This is a genomic window from Maribacter sp. MJ134 (genome assembly GCF_003970695.1).
In the GTDB taxonomy this organism is placed as follows: Bacteria; Bacteroidota; Bacteroidia; order Flavobacteriales; family Flavobacteriaceae; genus Maribacter.
In genome coordinates, this window is the sequence record NZ_CP034570.1 from 897,308 (window position 1) to 914,541 (window position 17,234).

Annotated in this window: 17 protein-coding genes; 9 read left to right on the forward strand and 8 right to left on the reverse strand. The window is 39.1% G+C overall.

The genetic code is table 11. From position 1 onward, the window contains the following. Window positions 1-2: 2 nt before the first annotated feature. From coaBC to EJ994_RS03920, 9 genes are all read left to right on the forward strand, one after another. Window positions 3-1,208: a bifunctional phosphopantothenoylcysteine decarboxylase/phosphopantothenate--cysteine ligase CoaBC gene (coaBC, locus tag EJ994_RS03880; protein ID WP_126591287.1), complete on the forward strand. Its 1,206-nt coding sequence runs from the start codon at window positions 3-5 to the stop codon at window positions 1,206-1,208. After that, window positions 1,201-2,088, forward strand: coding sequence for a DUF4835 family protein (locus EJ994_RS03885; RefSeq protein ID WP_126591288.1), 888 nt, complete (start codon window positions 1,201-1,203; stop codon window positions 2,086-2,088). The genes coaBC and EJ994_RS03885 overlap by 8 nt, the downstream gene beginning before the upstream one ends. A 54-nt stretch (window positions 2,089-2,142) precedes the next feature. Next, a complete protein-coding gene (gene recN / locus EJ994_RS03890; protein ID WP_126591289.1) occupies window positions 2,143-3,795 on the forward strand; it encodes a DNA repair protein RecN in 1,653 nt (550 codons plus the stop codon). Window positions 3,796-3,874: 79 nt separating this feature from the next. Next, window positions 3,875-4,681, forward strand: coding sequence for an enoyl-ACP reductase (locus tag EJ994_RS03895; protein ID WP_126591290.1), 807 nt, complete (start codon window positions 3,875-3,877; stop codon window positions 4,679-4,681). Window positions 4,682-4,744: 63 nt separating this feature from the next. Next, window positions 4,745-5,755 carry a glycosyltransferase gene (locus tag EJ994_RS03900; RefSeq protein ID WP_126591291.1) on the forward strand — a complete coding sequence of 337 codons (1,011 nt, stop codon included), beginning with the start codon at window positions 4,745-4,747 and terminating at the stop codon, window positions 5,753-5,755. Further along, window positions 5,752-6,714: a YbbR-like domain-containing protein gene (locus EJ994_RS03905; RefSeq protein ID WP_126591292.1), complete on the forward strand. Its 963-nt coding sequence runs from the start codon at window positions 5,752-5,754 to the stop codon at window positions 6,712-6,714. Before EJ994_RS03900 ends, EJ994_RS03905 begins: the two co-directional genes overlap by 4 nt. Continuing rightward, window positions 6,711-7,292, forward strand: coding sequence for a dephospho-CoA kinase (gene coaE / locus EJ994_RS03910; protein ID WP_126591293.1), 582 nt, complete (start codon window positions 6,711-6,713; stop codon window positions 7,290-7,292). The genes EJ994_RS03905 and coaE overlap by 4 nt, the downstream gene beginning before the upstream one ends. An 83-nt stretch (window positions 7,293-7,375) precedes the next feature. Then, the gene (locus EJ994_RS03915; protein ID WP_126591294.1) at window positions 7,376-8,956 is read left to right on the forward strand and encodes a sensor histidine kinase; all 1,581 of its coding nucleotides are present in this window, start codon (window positions 7,376-7,378) and stop codon (window positions 8,954-8,956) included. Window positions 8,957-8,962: 6 nt separating this feature from the next. Next, window positions 8,963-9,673, forward strand: coding sequence for a response regulator transcription factor (locus tag EJ994_RS03920; RefSeq protein WP_126591295.1), 711 nt, complete (start codon window positions 8,963-8,965; stop codon window positions 9,671-9,673). A gap of 51 nt (window positions 9,674-9,724) precedes the next feature. Here the strand turns inward: EJ994_RS03920 and EJ994_RS03925 are convergent, their stop codons facing one another. The 8 genes from EJ994_RS03925 to EJ994_RS03960 are packed head-to-tail and all read right to left on the reverse strand — an operon-like array spanning window position 9,725 to window position 17,163. Then, window positions 9,725-10,219 (reverse strand): gluconokinase, encoded by a 495-nt coding sequence (locus tag EJ994_RS03925; RefSeq protein ID WP_241240846.1) that lies wholly within the window; start codon window positions 10,217-10,219, stop codon window positions 9,725-9,727. Continuing rightward, on the reverse strand, window positions 10,209-11,132 hold the full coding sequence (gene miaA, locus EJ994_RS03930; protein WP_126591296.1) for a tRNA (adenosine(37)-N6)-dimethylallyltransferase MiaA: 924 nt from the start codon (window positions 11,130-11,132) through the stop codon (window positions 10,209-10,211). The genes EJ994_RS03925 and miaA overlap by 11 nt, the downstream gene beginning before the upstream one ends. Next, the gene (locus tag EJ994_RS03935) at window positions 11,125-11,991 is read right to left on the reverse strand and encodes an ion transporter (RefSeq protein ID WP_241240847.1); all 867 of its coding nucleotides are present in this window, start codon (window positions 11,989-11,991) and stop codon (window positions 11,125-11,127) included. The genes miaA and EJ994_RS03935 overlap by 8 nt, the downstream gene beginning before the upstream one ends. Next, on the reverse strand, window positions 11,988-13,361 hold the full coding sequence (locus EJ994_RS03940; RefSeq protein ID WP_126591297.1) for an exonuclease domain-containing protein: 1,374 nt from the start codon (window positions 13,359-13,361) through the stop codon (window positions 11,988-11,990). Before EJ994_RS03940 ends, EJ994_RS03935 begins: the two co-directional genes overlap by 4 nt. 38 nt (window positions 13,362-13,399) lie before the next feature. Then, window positions 13,400-14,059: a YggS family pyridoxal phosphate-dependent enzyme gene (locus tag EJ994_RS03945; protein ID WP_126591298.1), complete on the reverse strand. Its 660-nt coding sequence runs from the start codon at window positions 14,057-14,059 to the stop codon at window positions 13,400-13,402. Between the two features lie 9 nt (window positions 14,060-14,068). Then, window positions 14,069-15,298 carry a DUF1015 domain-containing protein gene (locus EJ994_RS03950; protein WP_126591299.1) on the reverse strand — a complete coding sequence of 410 codons (1,230 nt, stop codon included), beginning with the start codon at window positions 15,296-15,298 and terminating at the stop codon, window positions 14,069-14,071. Next, on the reverse strand, window positions 15,299-16,192 hold the full coding sequence (locus tag EJ994_RS03955; protein WP_126591300.1) for a 3-hydroxyacyl-CoA dehydrogenase family protein: 894 nt from the start codon (window positions 16,190-16,192) through the stop codon (window positions 15,299-15,301). It abuts the gene before it with no gap. Continuing rightward, window positions 16,189-17,163, reverse strand: coding sequence for a Gfo/Idh/MocA family protein (locus EJ994_RS03960; protein ID WP_126591301.1), 975 nt, complete (start codon window positions 17,161-17,163; stop codon window positions 16,189-16,191). Before EJ994_RS03960 ends, EJ994_RS03955 begins: the two co-directional genes overlap by 4 nt. Window positions 17,164-17,234 lie beyond the last annotated feature (71 nt).

The following is a 17,234-nucleotide window of genomic DNA, read 5'->3' on the forward strand; positions in this document are numbered from 1 at the left end:
CTATGTTGAACGGCAAAAATATCCTTTTAGGCATTACCGGAGGAATTGCTGCTTATAAAACTACATTCCTAGTCCGACTCTTCATAAAAGCTGGAGCTAACGTTAAGATTATACTTACCGATAGTGCCAGCTCTTTTGTTTCTCCGCTTACACTTGCCACCCTCTCAAAAAACCCCGTTGTTACCGATTTCGTCAAATCTGATGCCACCACGGTCGATTGGAATAACCATGTGGAACTGGGACTTTGGGCAGATTTAATGTTAATTGCTCCTGCCACGGCCAACACCATGTCTAAAATGGCCTCCGGTGGTTGCGATAACTTACTCTTAGCTAGTTACCTATCCGCAAAATGCCCTGTTTTCTTTGCTCCGGCAATGGACTTGGATATGTACAAGCATCCTAGTACAGTGGCAACCTTAACTAAACTGCAGTCCTTTGGAAATGTAATGATTCCGGCAACCTCCGGAGAATTGGCCAGCGGCCTGCACGGAGAAGGTAGAATGGCAGAACCTGAGGATATCCTCCGATTTATCGAAAATCATTTATCTGATGGACTGCCCTTGCATGGTAAAAAAGTCCTGATTACCGCCGGACCAACCTATGAGGCCATAGACCCGGTACGTTTTATAGGGAACCATTCCTCAGGGCTCATGGGTTTTGAATTGGCACATGCAGCGGCTAATCTTGGTGCAAAAGTGGTTCTCGTTTCCGGCCCCTCGCGCTTCACCGTTAAAAACCACGCTATTTCTTTGGTGCCGGTCGTTAGCGCGGATGATATGTACGCAAGTGCGCATGATCACTATCCCGAATCCGACGTTGTTATCTGTGCAGCAGCAGTTGCGGACTATAAGCCCAAGACGATGGCCACGCAGAAAATAAAGAAATCCGATGAAGCGTTGAACATCGCTCTGGTAAAGAATAAGGATATTCTCCTTTCTCTTGGGAAAGCTAAGAAAGACCAGTACTTGGTAGGCTTTGCCCTAGAGACGGAAAACGAGGTTGAAAATGCCAAAGGAAAACTACAGCGCAAGAACCTGGATGCTATTGTGTTAAATTCATTGAACGATAAGGGAGCCGGTTTTGGCGGGACCACCAATAAAATTAGCTTCATAGATACCAATTTGGAAATACTAACGTTTGAATTGAAGACCAAGGCAGCAGTGGCCAAGGATATTTTGAACGAAATTATTAAAAGACGCTATGCGTAAACTGGTATTTTTTATTGCTCTTTTCTTCATAAGCCTGAGTATTAAGGCACAGGAGTTAAATTGTACCATTACCGTAAACTCGGATCAAGTATCGCAGACCAATCAGCAAATTTTTCAGACGCTAGAGCGCTCCCTGAACGATTTTGTGAACAAGAACAAATGGACGAACAGGGTCTATAAAGAAAATGAACGGGTCAATGCTCAGATGTTCATAACGATAACAGAGTATGAATCCGACAGGTTTAAAGGAAATATTCAGATTCAGTCCTCTAGGCCGGTTTATAATACTTCCTACGAGAGCCCCATATTTAATTATAAGGACAACCAGTTCAACTTTCAGTATATAGAGTTTCAACCGTTGGTATTCAATGAAAATGTTTTTGAATCTAATCTGGTGGGCGTTGTTTCTTATTACATCTATATTATGCTAGGCTTGGATGCGGATACCTTTAGTTTAGAAGGTGGTACGGATCACTTTAGAAAAGCGCAGAATATCGTCACCCAAGCTCAGGGAAAAGGATTTAAGGATTGGGGACAGTCCAGCGACCGTAGTAGATTTGAGCTGGTAGACAATTTACTTTCCAACACCTTCCGTGAGTATAGAGTGGCCATGTATAATTACCACAGAAAGGGGATGGATATCATGGGCGATAATAATAGCACCGGAAAACAAGTCGTTGCAGGGACCATGAAACTTTTCGAAACCATGATCAAGAGGCGTCCCAATGCTTTTTTGATACAAACTTTTTTTGATGCGAAGTCAGAAGAGATTCAGAATATTTTCTCCGACGGTCCTAAAGTTGATATCGTAAAACTTAAAGAAACACTGAATAACATTGCCCCTCTATATTCCAGTACCTGGAACGATATAAAATACTGATTCTTTTTTCAAATCATAATATAGATTACCTTTGCTTTACTAAAAGCAAAAGTATTGTTAGCTCATCTTTCCATTGAAAATTATGCATTAATCGACAGCCTTAAAGTTGGGTTTGATAGCGGTTTTACGGTAATTACTGGTGAAACGGGAGCTGGAAAATCAATTCTTTTGGGAGGTCTTTCACTTGTCTTAGGCAATCGTGCGGATTTATCATCACTTCGTAACAAGGAAAAAAAATGTATTATAGAAGCCGATTTTACCATCGCGGACTATAAGTTGAAATCTTTTTTCTCTAAGGCCGATTTGGACTATGAAGATGTAACGGTCATAAGACGTGAAATTTTACCGAGCGGTAAATCCAGAGCTTTTATAAACGATACACCCGTTACTTTGGATGTATTGTCCAAACTGGGCTCTCGGCTAATAGACGTTCACTCGCAGCATCAAACTTTAGAACTAACGGAGAACGATTTTCAGTTTAAGCTGATAGACGCTTTCGCAAATAACACCAAGCGTTTGCTTGCATACACCGAGGAATTACAAAAATTTAGAACTACGGAGAAGGAACTCCAAGATTTGGTCCTATTTCAAAGTAATGCCACAAAGGAACAAGACTACAATTCGTTTTTACTTACGGAGCTAGAGTCCGCCCCATTAAAGGAAGGAATTCTAGAGGAGCTAGAAGAACAATACGAGCAATTGAACAATGTAGAGCTTATTATGGAAGGGCTTTCCAAAGGTGAACAGTTGTTCAACGATGAACAGGCAGGCGTACTGTCCTTGATGACAGCGATTAGAGCAACATTCACTAAACTTGCGGGTTTTGGCAATCAATATCAAGAGCTAAACGAACGTGTGCAATCGGCCTTTATAGAGTTGGATGACATCAACACAGAACTGCAAGGTTTTCAAGAGCGTGTGGAGTCCAATCCTTCGCTTTTGGAAGAGGTGAACACCAAACTGCAATTGTTATATAATCTTCAGAAAAAGCATAATGCTAGTGAGATTTCCGAATTGATCCGTATTAAGAACGATTTGGCGGATAAGGTATTTGAAACTGCCCATCTGGATGAGAAAATTGCATTAAAAACCAAGGAATTACAGGAATTAAGGTCATCCTTAGAGGAGCAGGCACTTTTGATTAGGGAAAAGCGGAATAGTGTAATACCCAATCTAAAGAAACAACTGGAATTCAATTTAGGGCTTTTAGGCATGCCAAGTGCTTCTTTTGACATTTCATTATTGCCATCCGATAGTTTTAAACCCAATGGCATGGACGAGTTGTCATTTCTGTTCACGGCGAATAAGGGTAGTAATTATGGTTTACTGAAGAAAGTGGCCTCTGGTGGTGAATTGTCCAGAATTATGTTAGTGATTAAATCCATCTTGGCAAAATATGAAAAACTGCCTACAATTATGTTCGATGAAATAGATACCGGTGTATCAGGAGAAATCTCGAACCGTATGGCAGATATCATGAAAGAAATGAGCGGTGCAATGCAGGTATTTTCCATAACCCACCTGCCACAAGTTGCCTCAAAGGGTAACCATCACTTTAAGGTCTTTAAGAAAGATACGGCAGATAGAACGGAAACGAATATGAGGAAGCTATCCAATGATGAGAGAGTGGTAGAACTTGCACAAATGCTAGGCGGGAAGGAACTGTCCGATTCGGCGCTAGCACATGCCAAACAATTATTGAATTAATAAGGCGAACATTAAAATAACGATTGATATATTTTAAATATCTTTGATTTATAAATTTTAAACACTAGAACCAACGAACATGGCTTACAATTTATTAAAAGGTAAAAAAGGAATCATATTTGGCGCATTGGACGAGAATTCCATTGCTTGGAAAACTGCGCAAAGTATACACGATGAAGGAGGAACCTTTGTGTTGACAAATGCCCCTATTGCCATGAGAATGGGTCAGATTAAGGATTTGGCCGAGAAAACGGGTTCTGAAATCATTCCTGCGGATGCCACCAATGCAGAAGATTTGGACAATCTGGTAACCAAATCCATGGAAATCTTGGGAGGAAAATTAGATTTTGTCCTTCACTCCATCGGGATGTCCGTAAACGTGCGGAAAGGTCGCGCCTACACGGACGAGAATTATGATTTTACCGCAAAAGGGTGGGATGTATCCGCATTGTCTTTTCACAAAGTAATGCAATCCCTGTACAAGCATGATGCCATGAACGAATGGGGAAGTATAGTTGCCTTGACCTACATGGCCGCACAACGTACTTTTCCGGACTATAACGATATGGCGGATAATAAAGCCTATTTAGAATCCGTAGCCCGTAGTTTTGGATACTTCTTTGGGAAAGAGAAGAAAGTAAGGGTAAATACGATTTCACAGTCTCCGACAGCTACAACGGCCGGACAGGGAATTAAAGGTTTTGACGGATTTATCAATTACGCTGAAAAAATGTCCCCTTTGGGCAATGCTACAGCCCAAGATTGTGCAGATTACACCATGACCCTATTTTCTGACCTAACCCGAAAAGTTACCATGCAGAACTTGTTTCATGATGGTGGTTTTTCCAATACAGGCGTTAGTCAAGAGGTCATCGACAAGTTTTAAAAACCCTTTCTCATTAAACCTGGTCGGTTGTAGAATGGCTTTCAGGGTTAAAGTATAATAAAAATGGAGCTGTCCTTTTCCTTTATTATCCCAGTTTATAATAGACCAAATGAAGTTCAAGAGCTTTTAGAAAGTCTCTTGGAGCAAACGTATACTAAGGATTTTGAGATAGTCATTGTTGAGGACGGGTCTACCCAATCTTCGGAGAAGGTGATAGAAAACTTTAAGGAAAGCCTTAATATTACCTATTATCAGAAGCCAAACTCAGGCCCTGGTGATTCTAGGAATTATGGAATGCGCCGGGCCAAGGGGAATTACTTTATTGTATTGGATTCTGACTGTATTCTACCTCCGCAATATTTGGTTGAGGCGGAAAAAAGTCTTACTCATGCTTTTGTGCATTGTTATGGCGGACCGGATGCTGCCCATGAATCTTTTAGTAGGGTTCAAAAGGCCATTAATTATGCCATGACCTCATTCTTAACCACTGGTGGGATAAGAGGCGGCAAGAAGGCCGTAGATAAATTTCAGCCTAGAAGTTTTAATATGGGTATATCTAAAGAGGCTTTTGAGAATGTTGGGGGATACGGTAACATACACCCTGGTGAAGACCCGGATTTGACCATACGAATTTGGAACGCAGGTTATGAAACCAAGCTGATACCGGAAGCGTACGTTTATCATAAAAGAAGGATAGACTGGAACAAATTTTATATTCAGGTAAATAAATTTGGTATGGTCCGGCCTATACTTAATAAGTGGCATCCGTCTACCGCAAAATTAACCTATTGGTTTCCAACACTGTTTTGCTGCGGATTTTTGTTAGCACTTGTAGCATTATTCGCTGGTTTCCCTTTACCATTTTATCTTTTCGTTTTTTATTTTGTTCTTTTGTTTACAGATGCGTTTTTAAGGACTAGAAATTTAGCGGTTTCCTTAATGGCACTCTTTGCCACAGTTGTTCAGTTCGTTGGTTATGGAATTGGTTTTTTGAAGTCAACGATTTACACTACTTTTAGTAAAAGGAGTCCTGAGGAGATTTTCCCCAAGTTATTTTTTAAGAATAATCAATGATTTTAGAGCGAATAAAAATAGGTGTAAAGAAACGTAAATTCAGGGTGTTTCTAGTATTTCTGTTTTTTTCGACTTTGGCTTGGCTTATTAATAATCTCTCACAATCATTTGTCAGCACAACAAATTTTGATATCGAATACGTAAATATTCCTGATGCCTTTTTACTATCGGAAATTCCAAAAAGTCAGTTAGATGTAAAGTTGAAGGCAGTGGGTTTTCAATTTTTGGGATTTGGTATAAAAAAAAAGGTCGTACAACTAGATTTATCTAAGGCAAATAAAAAAGGAGCACTATACTATATAGCTCAAGAGACGTATAGAAGACAAATTGAGAATCAGCTTCCCAAAACAATGACTTTATTAGAATTGGAGACGGATACCATTTTTTTAGACTTCACTAAAGTGATTACGAAAGAAGTACCCGTTGTTCCCAGGATTAATTTTAGCCTTGCCAAGAATTATATGTTGGAGGATAAGATAACGGTTAGTCCTTCGACCATAAAAATAAAAGGACCTAAAGAACAAATTGACACGATAGCTCAAGTAAGAACGGCATATCTGGACATGCCCAATGTAGATGAAGATTTTACGGTTACCACGGTAGTCCTTAAATCACGTGAGCTGAACAAAACTACCTTTGTGCCTAATGCTGTGGAGGTATCGGGAAAGGTATATCGTTTTGCGGAAAAGGAGATTTCAGTTCCGGTTACCATGGTCAACGTACCAGAGGGCACCAAGGTTAGGATGTTTCCCGATGCCGTCATCATTTTGTGTCAGGGTAAGATTGAGGATTTAAAGAGCTTGGATCCTACTGATTTTATTGTGACGGCAGATTATCTGAATCTAAAAGGAAATAATCAGAGTAGACTTCCAATTGCACTCACAGCTGCACCTGAGGGAATCAGTAATGCATCACTTTCAACGGACGAGATAGAATTTATTTTAAGGGTAGAAGAATGATTGTTGGTTTAACTGGAGGCATAGGTAGTGGCAAATCTACGGTAGCAAAGTTTCTAAGGACATTGGGCGTACCTGTTTATGATTCTGATGCACAGGCAAAACGTCTAATGGAATCTTCTAAGAAAATTAGAAATAAGATTATTGCCCTTTTGGGGGAGGAAGCCTATGATGGAGAATCACTGAATAGACCCTTTATAGCTAAAGCAGTGTTTGCTGATAAAGATTTATTGGAGAAACTGAACGGAATCGTTCATCCGGCAGTTAGAAAGCATTTCATCAAATGGTCGGAGAAGCAAAATCACCCCTACGTGGTGCAAGAGACAGCGCTCTTATTCGAAAATAAAGCCGATTATTTGTACGATAAGATTATTCTGGTAACGGCGCCAAAAAAGATGAGGGTGGCGCGTGTTATGAACCGAGATAAGAGTTCGGAGAAACAAGTATTGTCCCGGATTGAAAATCAATTGGAGGACAAGGTCAAAATTGCGCGTTCCGATTATATTATTGAAAACATAGATTTAGAAGAAACTAAGGATAAAGTAATTGCCCTTCATACGGCTCTGCTTGAATATTGCTAGGAATCCCGCAATTTTAACATTTGTGTTAAGGTTAGGTTAAACGTACTATTGACCTCCTGTTAAATCTTTAATTTTAACACTAAATGAACAAGAGGTTATTTGTGCTCTTAGTAGTTCTAATGAGCTTATCCCTTATTGGATTAATATTTGTTCAAAGTTTTTGGATAAAGAAGTCCGTTGAGGATAAAGAGGATCAGTTTTCTAATATGGTTTCGGAAGCACTCAACAGTGTTACGGACAAGATTTCTAAACGTGAGTATAAAAATTATTCCGATAGATATCTCCAAGTTAAGGATAGTGTAGGGGAGCTGAAAGAGGCACAATTCAAAAATTTCTTTTTTATTGACCGAGATGTCAATTCCAACGAAATACTGCTTTACGAACATGGTATTTTAGAAGAGGACTACGGCATTTCTTCCACGTTCTTTGATAATGCTGACGGTAGTGATACCACAGTAATACGAAATTATACGAGCAAAAGAACCACATCTATATTTAAAGAAGATTACGATTTAGATGGGAAGGGTTATCGGCTAACACCCATACAGCGTATTGAGAAAATCGGTGGTCTTTCCAAAATAGACAAAGTGGCCATGGAGGAAATGTTCAACACTTTTGCCCAAAGAGTACCCATTCATGAGCGGGTGTCTACTCAGGAGATAGAATTGTTAGTGCAGCGAGAATTAGAGAATAGGGGAGTTGACATTGATTTTGAATATGGAGTTTTTAGTAATGGGTTTCCCACCAAGGTAAAATCTAAAAAATTCAAGTATTCTGAAAAGAATATTTATAAATCGGCAATGTTCGCTGATTTCGAGGGAAATTCAAATTTTGACCTGCTCGTTTCCTTTCCGAAAAAAAAGCGCTTTTTGGTGCAATCCATTCTTGGGTTGGCCTTATTGTCTTTATTGTTCACTTTGATTATAGTTGTCGCCTATTCCGGAGCTATTTATCAGTTGATAAGGCAAAAACAGATTTCGGAGATAAAAACCGATTTCATTAACAATATGACGCATGAATTCAAAACGCCTATAGCAACTATAAATCTTGCGATAGAGGCGATACGAAATCCAAAGATAATCGCTGATGAAGAAAAGGTGAAGCGTTATTTGCAGATGATACGGGATGAGAATAAACGAATGCATGCGCAGGTAGAGAACGTACTTAGGATATCCAAGTTAGAAAAGAATCAGTTAGACATTAGTAAGGATAGGGTAGACGCACACGACATAATTGAGGATGCCATTACGCATGTGGAATTAATTGTGGCCGATAAAGGAGGTTACATAAAAACACATTTGGAGGCAGAACGCTCCGAAGTTTTGGCGAACGAAATGCACTTTACCAACGTCATCGTAAATATGTTGGATAACGCAGTGAAATATTCGGTAGAGCCCCCGAAAATAGACGTGTACACAGAGAAAGTAAAGAATTATATCATTATAAAGGTTAAGGACCAAGGCGCGGGAATGAGCAAGGCGGTCGTAAAAAGGGTTTTTGAAAAGTTCTACAGAGAACATACAGGAGATATACATAATGTAAAGGGACATGGTTTAGGCCTGTCCTACGTAAAAAAAATAATAGACGATCACCAAGGTGATGTATATGCAGAAAGTGAAAAAGGCAAAGGCAGCACATTCTTCATTAAATTACCTCTAATTTAACAAGTTATGGAAACAATTAATAAGAAGATACTTTTAGTAGAGGATGACCCGAATTTCGGAATCGTTCTGAAGGACTATTTGTCAATGAACGATTTTGATGTAACCTTGGCCAAGAACGGTATGGAAGGTTTTGAAAAGTTCAAAAAGGACAATTACGACATCTGTATTTTAGATGTCATGATGCCTTACAAGGACGGATTTACCCTTGCTAAAGAAATCAGGGAGAAGAATGAAAATGTTCCCATCGTTTTCTTGACGGCCAAAACCATGAAAGAAGATGTTCTTAAAGGTTATAAGGCTGGTGCCGATGATTATTTGAACAAACCTTTTGATTCGGAGGTACTTCTTATGAAACTTAAAGCAATTCTTCAAAGAAAAGCTTCTAATAGCTTAGCGGACAGTAAGAAATTTGAATTTACGATAGGTGGTTTTCATCTTAATTCCAAACTAAGATTTTTAAAGTATAAAGAGGAAGAGGCCATTAAGTTATCACCAAAGGAAAACGAACTTTTGAGACTACTGGCACTTCATGAAAATGATCTGATGCCTAGAGAATTAGCCTTGACCAAGATTTGGAGAGACGATAATTACTTTACTTCAAGAAGTATGGATGTATATATTGCCAAGCTTCGTAAGTATTTGAAAAGAGACGATACTGTAGAAATTTTGAATATTCATGGAGAAGGTTTCCGTTTGGTCATAAAGACGAACGAATAATAATTCTTCTTTCCATAAATGAAACAAAAAGCACCTTGAAAGAGGTGCTTTTTAGTTTTTTAGAGATTCTAGGGCAAGCGCTACTATTTTATCTGGACTATTGGTAATGTTTATGGTTATGGCATTCTCTGGAACTTCCAAGGCTTCAAATTGTGATTGAAGTAGTTCTTTTGGCATAAAGTGATTATTACGCTGATTAAGCCGGGAACTGATGGTTTCAAAGCTTCCCTCTAAAAACAAAAAGGTGCAGCACGTATCAAGTCCAGTTTTGAGGATAGCCCTATATTTTTCTTTCAGTGCAGAGCACACGATGACCGCTCCGGTATCCATATTATCATGTGCTAAACGATTTAAGCTTTCTAGCCAACCCATTCTGTCGTCATCGTTAAGGGGTTTTCCATGGGACATTTTTTCAATATTGGACTTAGGATGATAATCATCGCCATCATAAAACGGGTAGCCTAATTCTTTGGACAGCATAGTCCCAATAGTAGATTTTCCCGAGCCTGAAACGCCCATAATATAAATTATCTGCTTAGTATACATGTTGCAAACGGGTTAGTTCTGTTTTTGCCAATTCAAAAATGGTGTCTTTGTCATAATCATGTGGAATCCATTTAATACCCTCTGTTTTCTTGAACCACGTAAGTTGTCGTTTGGCAAATCTACGGGTGTTTTTTTTGATTTCAGATACGGCGAATTCCAAATCCCAGTTCTCATCTAAATACTGAAAGAGCTCCTTATAACCTACCGTCTGTAAGGCGTTCATTGCTTTATAGGGTTCTAAACGAGTAACTTCGTTCAGAAGTCCTTCTTCTATCATTACATCCACTCTTGCGTTTATACGTTCATAGATAACACTGCGTTCTGCGTTAATACCAATGGAAAGAACTTTGAAATCCCTTTGCTTTGAGGATGATTTTAAAAAGCTAGAGTATGGCTTTCCTGAGCTTATGCAAACCTCAAGGGCACGTATAATTCTATGTGGATTTTCAATGGCTACCTTGCTATAATATTCAGGGTCTAAGGCTTTTAATTTAGTTTGAAGATGCCCTAGTCCTAATGTTTCTAGCTCTTTATTCAAGTCGGTTCTAATGCCTTCTGCAATCTTTGGAAATTCATCCAAACCTTTGGTTACTGCATTGACGTAGAGTCCGCTTCCACCGACCATGACTACAACGGCTTTTTTTTGAAACAGTTCCTTAAGTTTCTGCAGTGCTTCCTTTTCAAAGTCGCCCACGGAATAGAATTCCTTAATACTTTTGTTTTGAATAAAATGATGGGGAACAGCAGCTAGTTCTTCGTCGGAAGGTACAGCTGTACCAATACTCATTTCCTTGAAAAACTGCCTGGAATCAGCGGAAATAATTTCCGTTTGAAAATATTCCGCTAGAAGAATAGCCAATTTGGTCTTTCCTATTGCGGTAGGGCCGACGACTGATATTAAAACCTTATTCATTTAACAGATTACCACAATTATAACAGTGTTTTGCGTCATCTCTATGGCGTTCCTTTGCGCAGTAGGGACAGGCTTGGGTATTAAGATGTACATCAAAATTATCCGAAGCAACTGGTTTGTCTTCTTCTTTATCCGAGTTGTTTTTGGAAAACTCCACGGTAACGATGCCGGTGGGCACCGCGATAATTCCATAACCTAAAATCATAATGATGGTAGCAATGAACTGGCCCAGATTGGTTTGGGGTGCGATATCACCATAACCTACCGTAGTTAGCGTTACTATGGTCCAATAAATACTTCTGGGAATACTAGTGAAACCAGCTTCATCACTTTCTATAAGGTACATAATGGTGCCCATGATTACGGAGAGAATCAATACCACGTAGATGAAGACTGCTATTTTGGTTCTACTTGCTTTAAGCGCTTTTTTAAGTTGTGAAGCCTCCCCGATAAATTGCACGAGCTTAAGAATCCGGAAAATACGAAGCATTCTAAATATTCTAAACGCTAGAAGTACTTGAGAACCTGCAAATATGTAGGATAGATATAATGGAATGGTGGAAATAAAGTCGATGATACCATAGAAACTAAAAATATATTTGAAAGGTCGCTTTATGGATATTATCCTTGCGATATATTCGATGGTAAAAAAGATAGTTACTATCCACTCTAGTATAAGAAGGGTACGATGGTATTCCACATCAATTTCCTTGACGCTTTCTAGTAATATCAAAAGAACGCTTAGAAGGATGAGAAAGATAAGAACTAAATCAAACCATTTGCCCATGGGGGTATCGGCCTCATAAATAATTTCATGAAGTCTGTTTTTCCAATTGCTCTGGTGCTTTTCTTCTTTCAATTCTTGGTCGTAATAGGTATAGTCTTCAGAATACGTTTCTTTCTTAGATAGGATTCAATAATAAAATTAGCATTAGCAGTTCCGTTCATCGGCGTTATAATACTTTCTAATATATGAATATTATTTATTTGATGGTTTAAATTGTAATATCCTGTCCCAACTAAGGAACCGTTTCTTATCAGGATGGCACTATTTTCGCCCACTTCTCGGCCTTTATCCACTAAGATGATATCATCCGTTGGTAAACTATATTTTTTTAGGCCCTCCTCCAGTCTTTGGTTGTATTCAGTTGGACTCTCTTTTTGAACGCAGGCGCCGTAACACTCCCTATCATTGTATTTAGCGCAGTTTTTTTTGGCATCACTGAATCCATTGAGCTTGTCACAAAGGTTAAACTCTTTGGTTATTTTGAATAGATGGTTCTTTGCGCTGAAAACCCCGTTAAAGAGACCTACCTCACTTTTACAGTTAGATACGTTTGAAACTACTAGCTGAAAATATCCGTTTTCGTTTTTGGTTTTACACAAGGCGTGAGAAAACATTCGCTTACGGGGAAGACTACTATACTTTGGTTTGTTTTTAAGTAATTCCTGATGTTCTTTAAGGAGGGCCACCAATTCGCTTCCGGTTTTCTCAAAGGTCACTTTTTTGGTGTCCTTCGCCAGTTTTCTAGACCTCGTGCCGCTCTTAGTGAAAAGTTGATTCACTTTCTTCTTTATATCCGTGCTCTTGCTCAGATAAATGATTTCTCCATCTTTGTTATGCATATAGAATACCCCTGTTTCATTGGGCAGACTTTGCACCATATCCAGTTGTTTTTCAGATAACTCTCCATGAGCTTCTTTTCGTATAACGTCCTGGATGATGGTCTTCTCGGTGTCTTTGGCTAGTAACAGTTTAAATAGTTGCACCGTGGCAAGCGCGTCACCATTTGCACGGTGTCTATCGCTTACAGGAATACCTAAAGAACGAACGAGCTTACCCAAACTGTAAGATTCTGCATCCGGCAGAAGTTTTTTGGATAAGTCTACAGTGCACAGCGTTTTGCGTTCAAAATTATAGCCCAATCTTCTAAATTCTGTGCGTAGAATACGATAATCAAATTGCGCATTATGCGCGACGATTACAGCATCTTGGGTTATTTCTACAATACGTTTGGCAACCTCATGAAATTTAGGGGCTGTCCTTAGCATTTTATTGTTAATACCCGTTAGGTTTACCACAAAAGGTTGAATTTCTTTCTCGGGATTAACCAAGCTAATAAAAGTGTCCACCACCTCGTGTCCGTTAAACTTGTGGATTGCAATTTCCGTAATACCTTCCTCATTGAATTTGCCTCCGGTCGTTTCAATATCCAGTATTACGTACATGTATTTATTTAATGATTATAAGAAGAAAAGTTGAAAACTTATGCATAGTTTCTAGCCCCAAAGATACTACTTCCTATGCGTACCATGGTGCTACCTTCTTCAATAGCAATTTGGTAGTCTCCACTCATACCCGTGGACAGAATTTCAAGTCCGTCTAGATTTGTCTTTAATCTTTGGAACAGCGTATTGAGGGATTTAAACTCTCTTCGTATTTGATTTTTATCATCGGTAAAAGTGGCCATACCCATAAGGCCTTTGATTTCAACATGGTCTAATTCTAAAAACGCCTTGTCCTGAACCAGTTCCAGAAGTTCCTTTTCATCAAACCCAAACTTCGTATTTTCTTCGGCTATATGTATCTGCAATAAACAAGGTATTTTTCTATGGTTCTTTTTTCCCTGTTTGTTTATTTCCTTTAATAACTTAAAGCTGTCTACTCCATGAATTAAGGAAACAAAACTGGCCATGTATTTCACTTTATTCCGCTGCACATGACCAATCATGTGCCATTGAATATCCTTTGGCAGTTCTTTCCATTTACGGGTCATTTCCTGAACCTTGTTTTCACCGAAAATGCGCTGACCGGCATCATAAGCCTCCTGCAAATCCTCGTTTGGTTTTGTTTTGGAAACCGCAACCAGCGTCACATGGGCTGGAATACTTTCTTTTAGTGCTACTATTTTTTTTTCAATCGACATATATGGGTATTATAATTCGTAAATGGCCATGCCACTTCTTAGTTTGGGCTCAATATAGGTACTCTTTGGGGGCATAACGAGACCCGCATCTGCAATTTCCTTTATTTCTGATATGGTCACGGGCAACATGCTAAAGCCAACCTTGTATTTAAGCGCATCAATTTCGTCTTTCATGCGGATAATGTTGTGTTTTCCATACCCATATGTAATACGTTCATCGTTACGCAAATCCGAAATACCTAGAATAGGCTGTAATACGGTCTTGTAAAGAATCTGGGTATCCAAGGCACTGAGCGGGTCTGTAAATTCGTAAACTTTCTTTCGCAAGTAGAGCGAATAGAACTCACCGTCCAAATACATACTAAAATGATGTTTTTTGGTTGGTCTGTACAGCATTGCGCCCTTATTTTCGATTCTAAAATAGGTATCCAAACGAATAAGAAACTCCTCTTTGGAGAGTCCGTTCAAGTCTTTGACCATTCTATTGAATTCAAAAATCTGTATTTCGGACTCTGGGATGAGATAACTCATAAAATAGTCCGAAGCTTTATCATCTCCTTCCTTCTTATCGTCCATCATCTTGGATAATAAATAGGAAGAGGCACTTCTATGATGCCCGTCAGCGATATATAAGGTATCTACCTCTTCAAAATAGTCCTGTATTTGGGCTGTGATTTTTTTATCAGCAATCACCCAAAGCTTATGCGTTGCCTTATCGGTTGTGGTAAAATGATATTCTGGCGTTTTTTCCTTTTCTCGCATTAACAAGTTGCTTAGGGCCTCTTTATCCTCATAAGTCATTAAAACGGGTTCCGCATTAAACTTTACTGTATTTAGATAGTTTGCAAACAATTGTTCCCTTCTTTTAATGGTATCCTCGTGCTTCTTAATGATGTCATTCTCGTAATCCGCTACAGAGGTAGCGCAAAACAAGCCACTACATTTTAATCCGTTCTGTTCAATTTCGTACAGATAAAAACCAGGGGTATTGTCTTTTTTAAGAATAGCATCCTCTAAAAACTCTAGATATCGATTGTAGACTAAGGAAAAACGTTCGGTACCAGTCACTTCCTTATCAAACTTATAGCCCGGATTTATAATGTGCAAAAAGGAAAACGGATTGAATTTTAGATTGGCGTTCAATTCTTTTTTTGAATATTCTTGGTATGATCTAGAAACTACAAAAGGGGCCTTGTCTTTTGTAGGTCGTATGGCTTTAAAAGGTTTTACGGTAGCCATTTATTTTTTGTCGAACTGATTGGAAACTACTTCGGCTTTTCTGTTAGTGCTGTAATCATAGAAACCTTCTCCAGATTTTACACCTAATTTGCCTGCCGTTACCATATTTACCAATAGGGGAGATGGTGCATATTTCGGATTCTTAAAGCCGTCGTACATCACATTTAATATTGATAGACAAACATCCAATCCAATAAAATCTGCAAGTTGCAGGGGACCCATGGGGTGGGCCATACCCAATTTCATTACCGTATCAATTTCAGAAACTCCCGCCACGCCATGATGTAGGGTTTCTATTGCCTCATTTATCGTGGGCATTAAAATTCGATTGGCAACAAATCCGGGGTAGTCGTTTACCTCGGTCGGGGTTTTTCCTAATTTTTCGGAAAGCGCCATTACGGTATTCGTGGTCTCGTCAGAAGTGGTATAGCCCCTTATGATTTCTACTAATTTCATTATCGGTACCGGATTCATAAAGTGCATCCCTATTACGGATTCAGGTCTATTGGTAACCGCTGCAATCTGTGTGATGGAGATAGACGACGTATTGGTCGCTAAAATGGTACCCTCCCCACTATGTTTATCCAATTCCCTAAAAATTTTAAGCTTAAGGTCAATATTTTCCGTTGCAGCCTCTACGACCAAATCGGTATGTTGCACGCCTTCCTCTAAAGCCGTAAACAGTGTAATGTTTTCTAAGGTTTTTAACTTGTCCGCCTCAGTAATTTTTTCCTTGGTCACCATCCTATCCAAATTCCTTGAAATGGTAGCGAGACCTTTATCTAAAGCTTCCTGCGAGACATCTATAAGATGCACACTAAAGTTCTTCTGTGCAAAAACATGGGCGATTCCATTCCCCATGGTACCGGCGCCTATGACAGCTATATTTTTCATATTTCCTTGGTGTCAAAAGATTCAATAATCTGTAAAGCTACTTTTAAGGCCTGTGTTCCTTGTTCAAGGCTTACCACGGGAGTTGTGTTATTGTTAATAGCATCTGCAAAAGATTCCAGTTCGTCCAATATGGCGTTATTTGCCTCAATTTTAGGATTCTCAAAATAAATCTGCTTTTTTAAACCCTCGGCATTCTGCAACACCATATCAAATTCTCCAGGTGCTTCCGGGGCGTCTTTCATTTTAACTACTTCTACCTTTTTTTCTAGAAAGTCCACTGAGATATAGGCATCTTTTTGAAAGAAACGTGATTTACGCATATTCTTCAAGGAAATTCTACTCGCCGTTAGGTTGGCAACACAACCGTTTTGAAACTCTAATCTGGCATTCGCAATATCGGGGGATTTACTGATGACGGATACACCGCTGGCGTTTATTTGTTTAACATCCGAGTTTACTACGCTTAAAATGGCATCTATATCGTGAATCATTAAATCTAGTACAACCGGCACATCGGTTCCCCTAGGATTAAACTCCGCCAAACGATGCGTTTCAATAAACATAGGTTCGTGAATGGCATCCTTGACCGCGGTAAACGCCGGATTAAAACGCTCTACATGACCTACCTGACCTTTAATGTGATGTTCTTTTTCAAGCGCTAACAAATGCTCAGCTTCCTTGTAAGTGGTGGTAATCGGTTTCTCGATAAAGATATGTTTTCCTTTTTCTATCGCCTTTTTGGCGCAGTCATAATGCGAAAGTGTAGGGGTGACGATATCGATTACATCAACCGCGTCCATTAAATCGTTCATGTCCTTGAAATATGTATAACCAAATTCCTCGGCTACGGCCGTTCCGTTCATGACGTCCGCGTCGTAAAAACCTACCAATTCATATTCTTTAGACTCATTTAGCAAACGAAGGTGAATTTTACCTAAATGTCCCGCTCCTAAAACACCAACTTTCAGCATAGTTTTTCCTTTTTATCAAAAATAAGCATACTTTGATAAGATGTCTTTAATAGTCTTTTCAAATTTGCGGA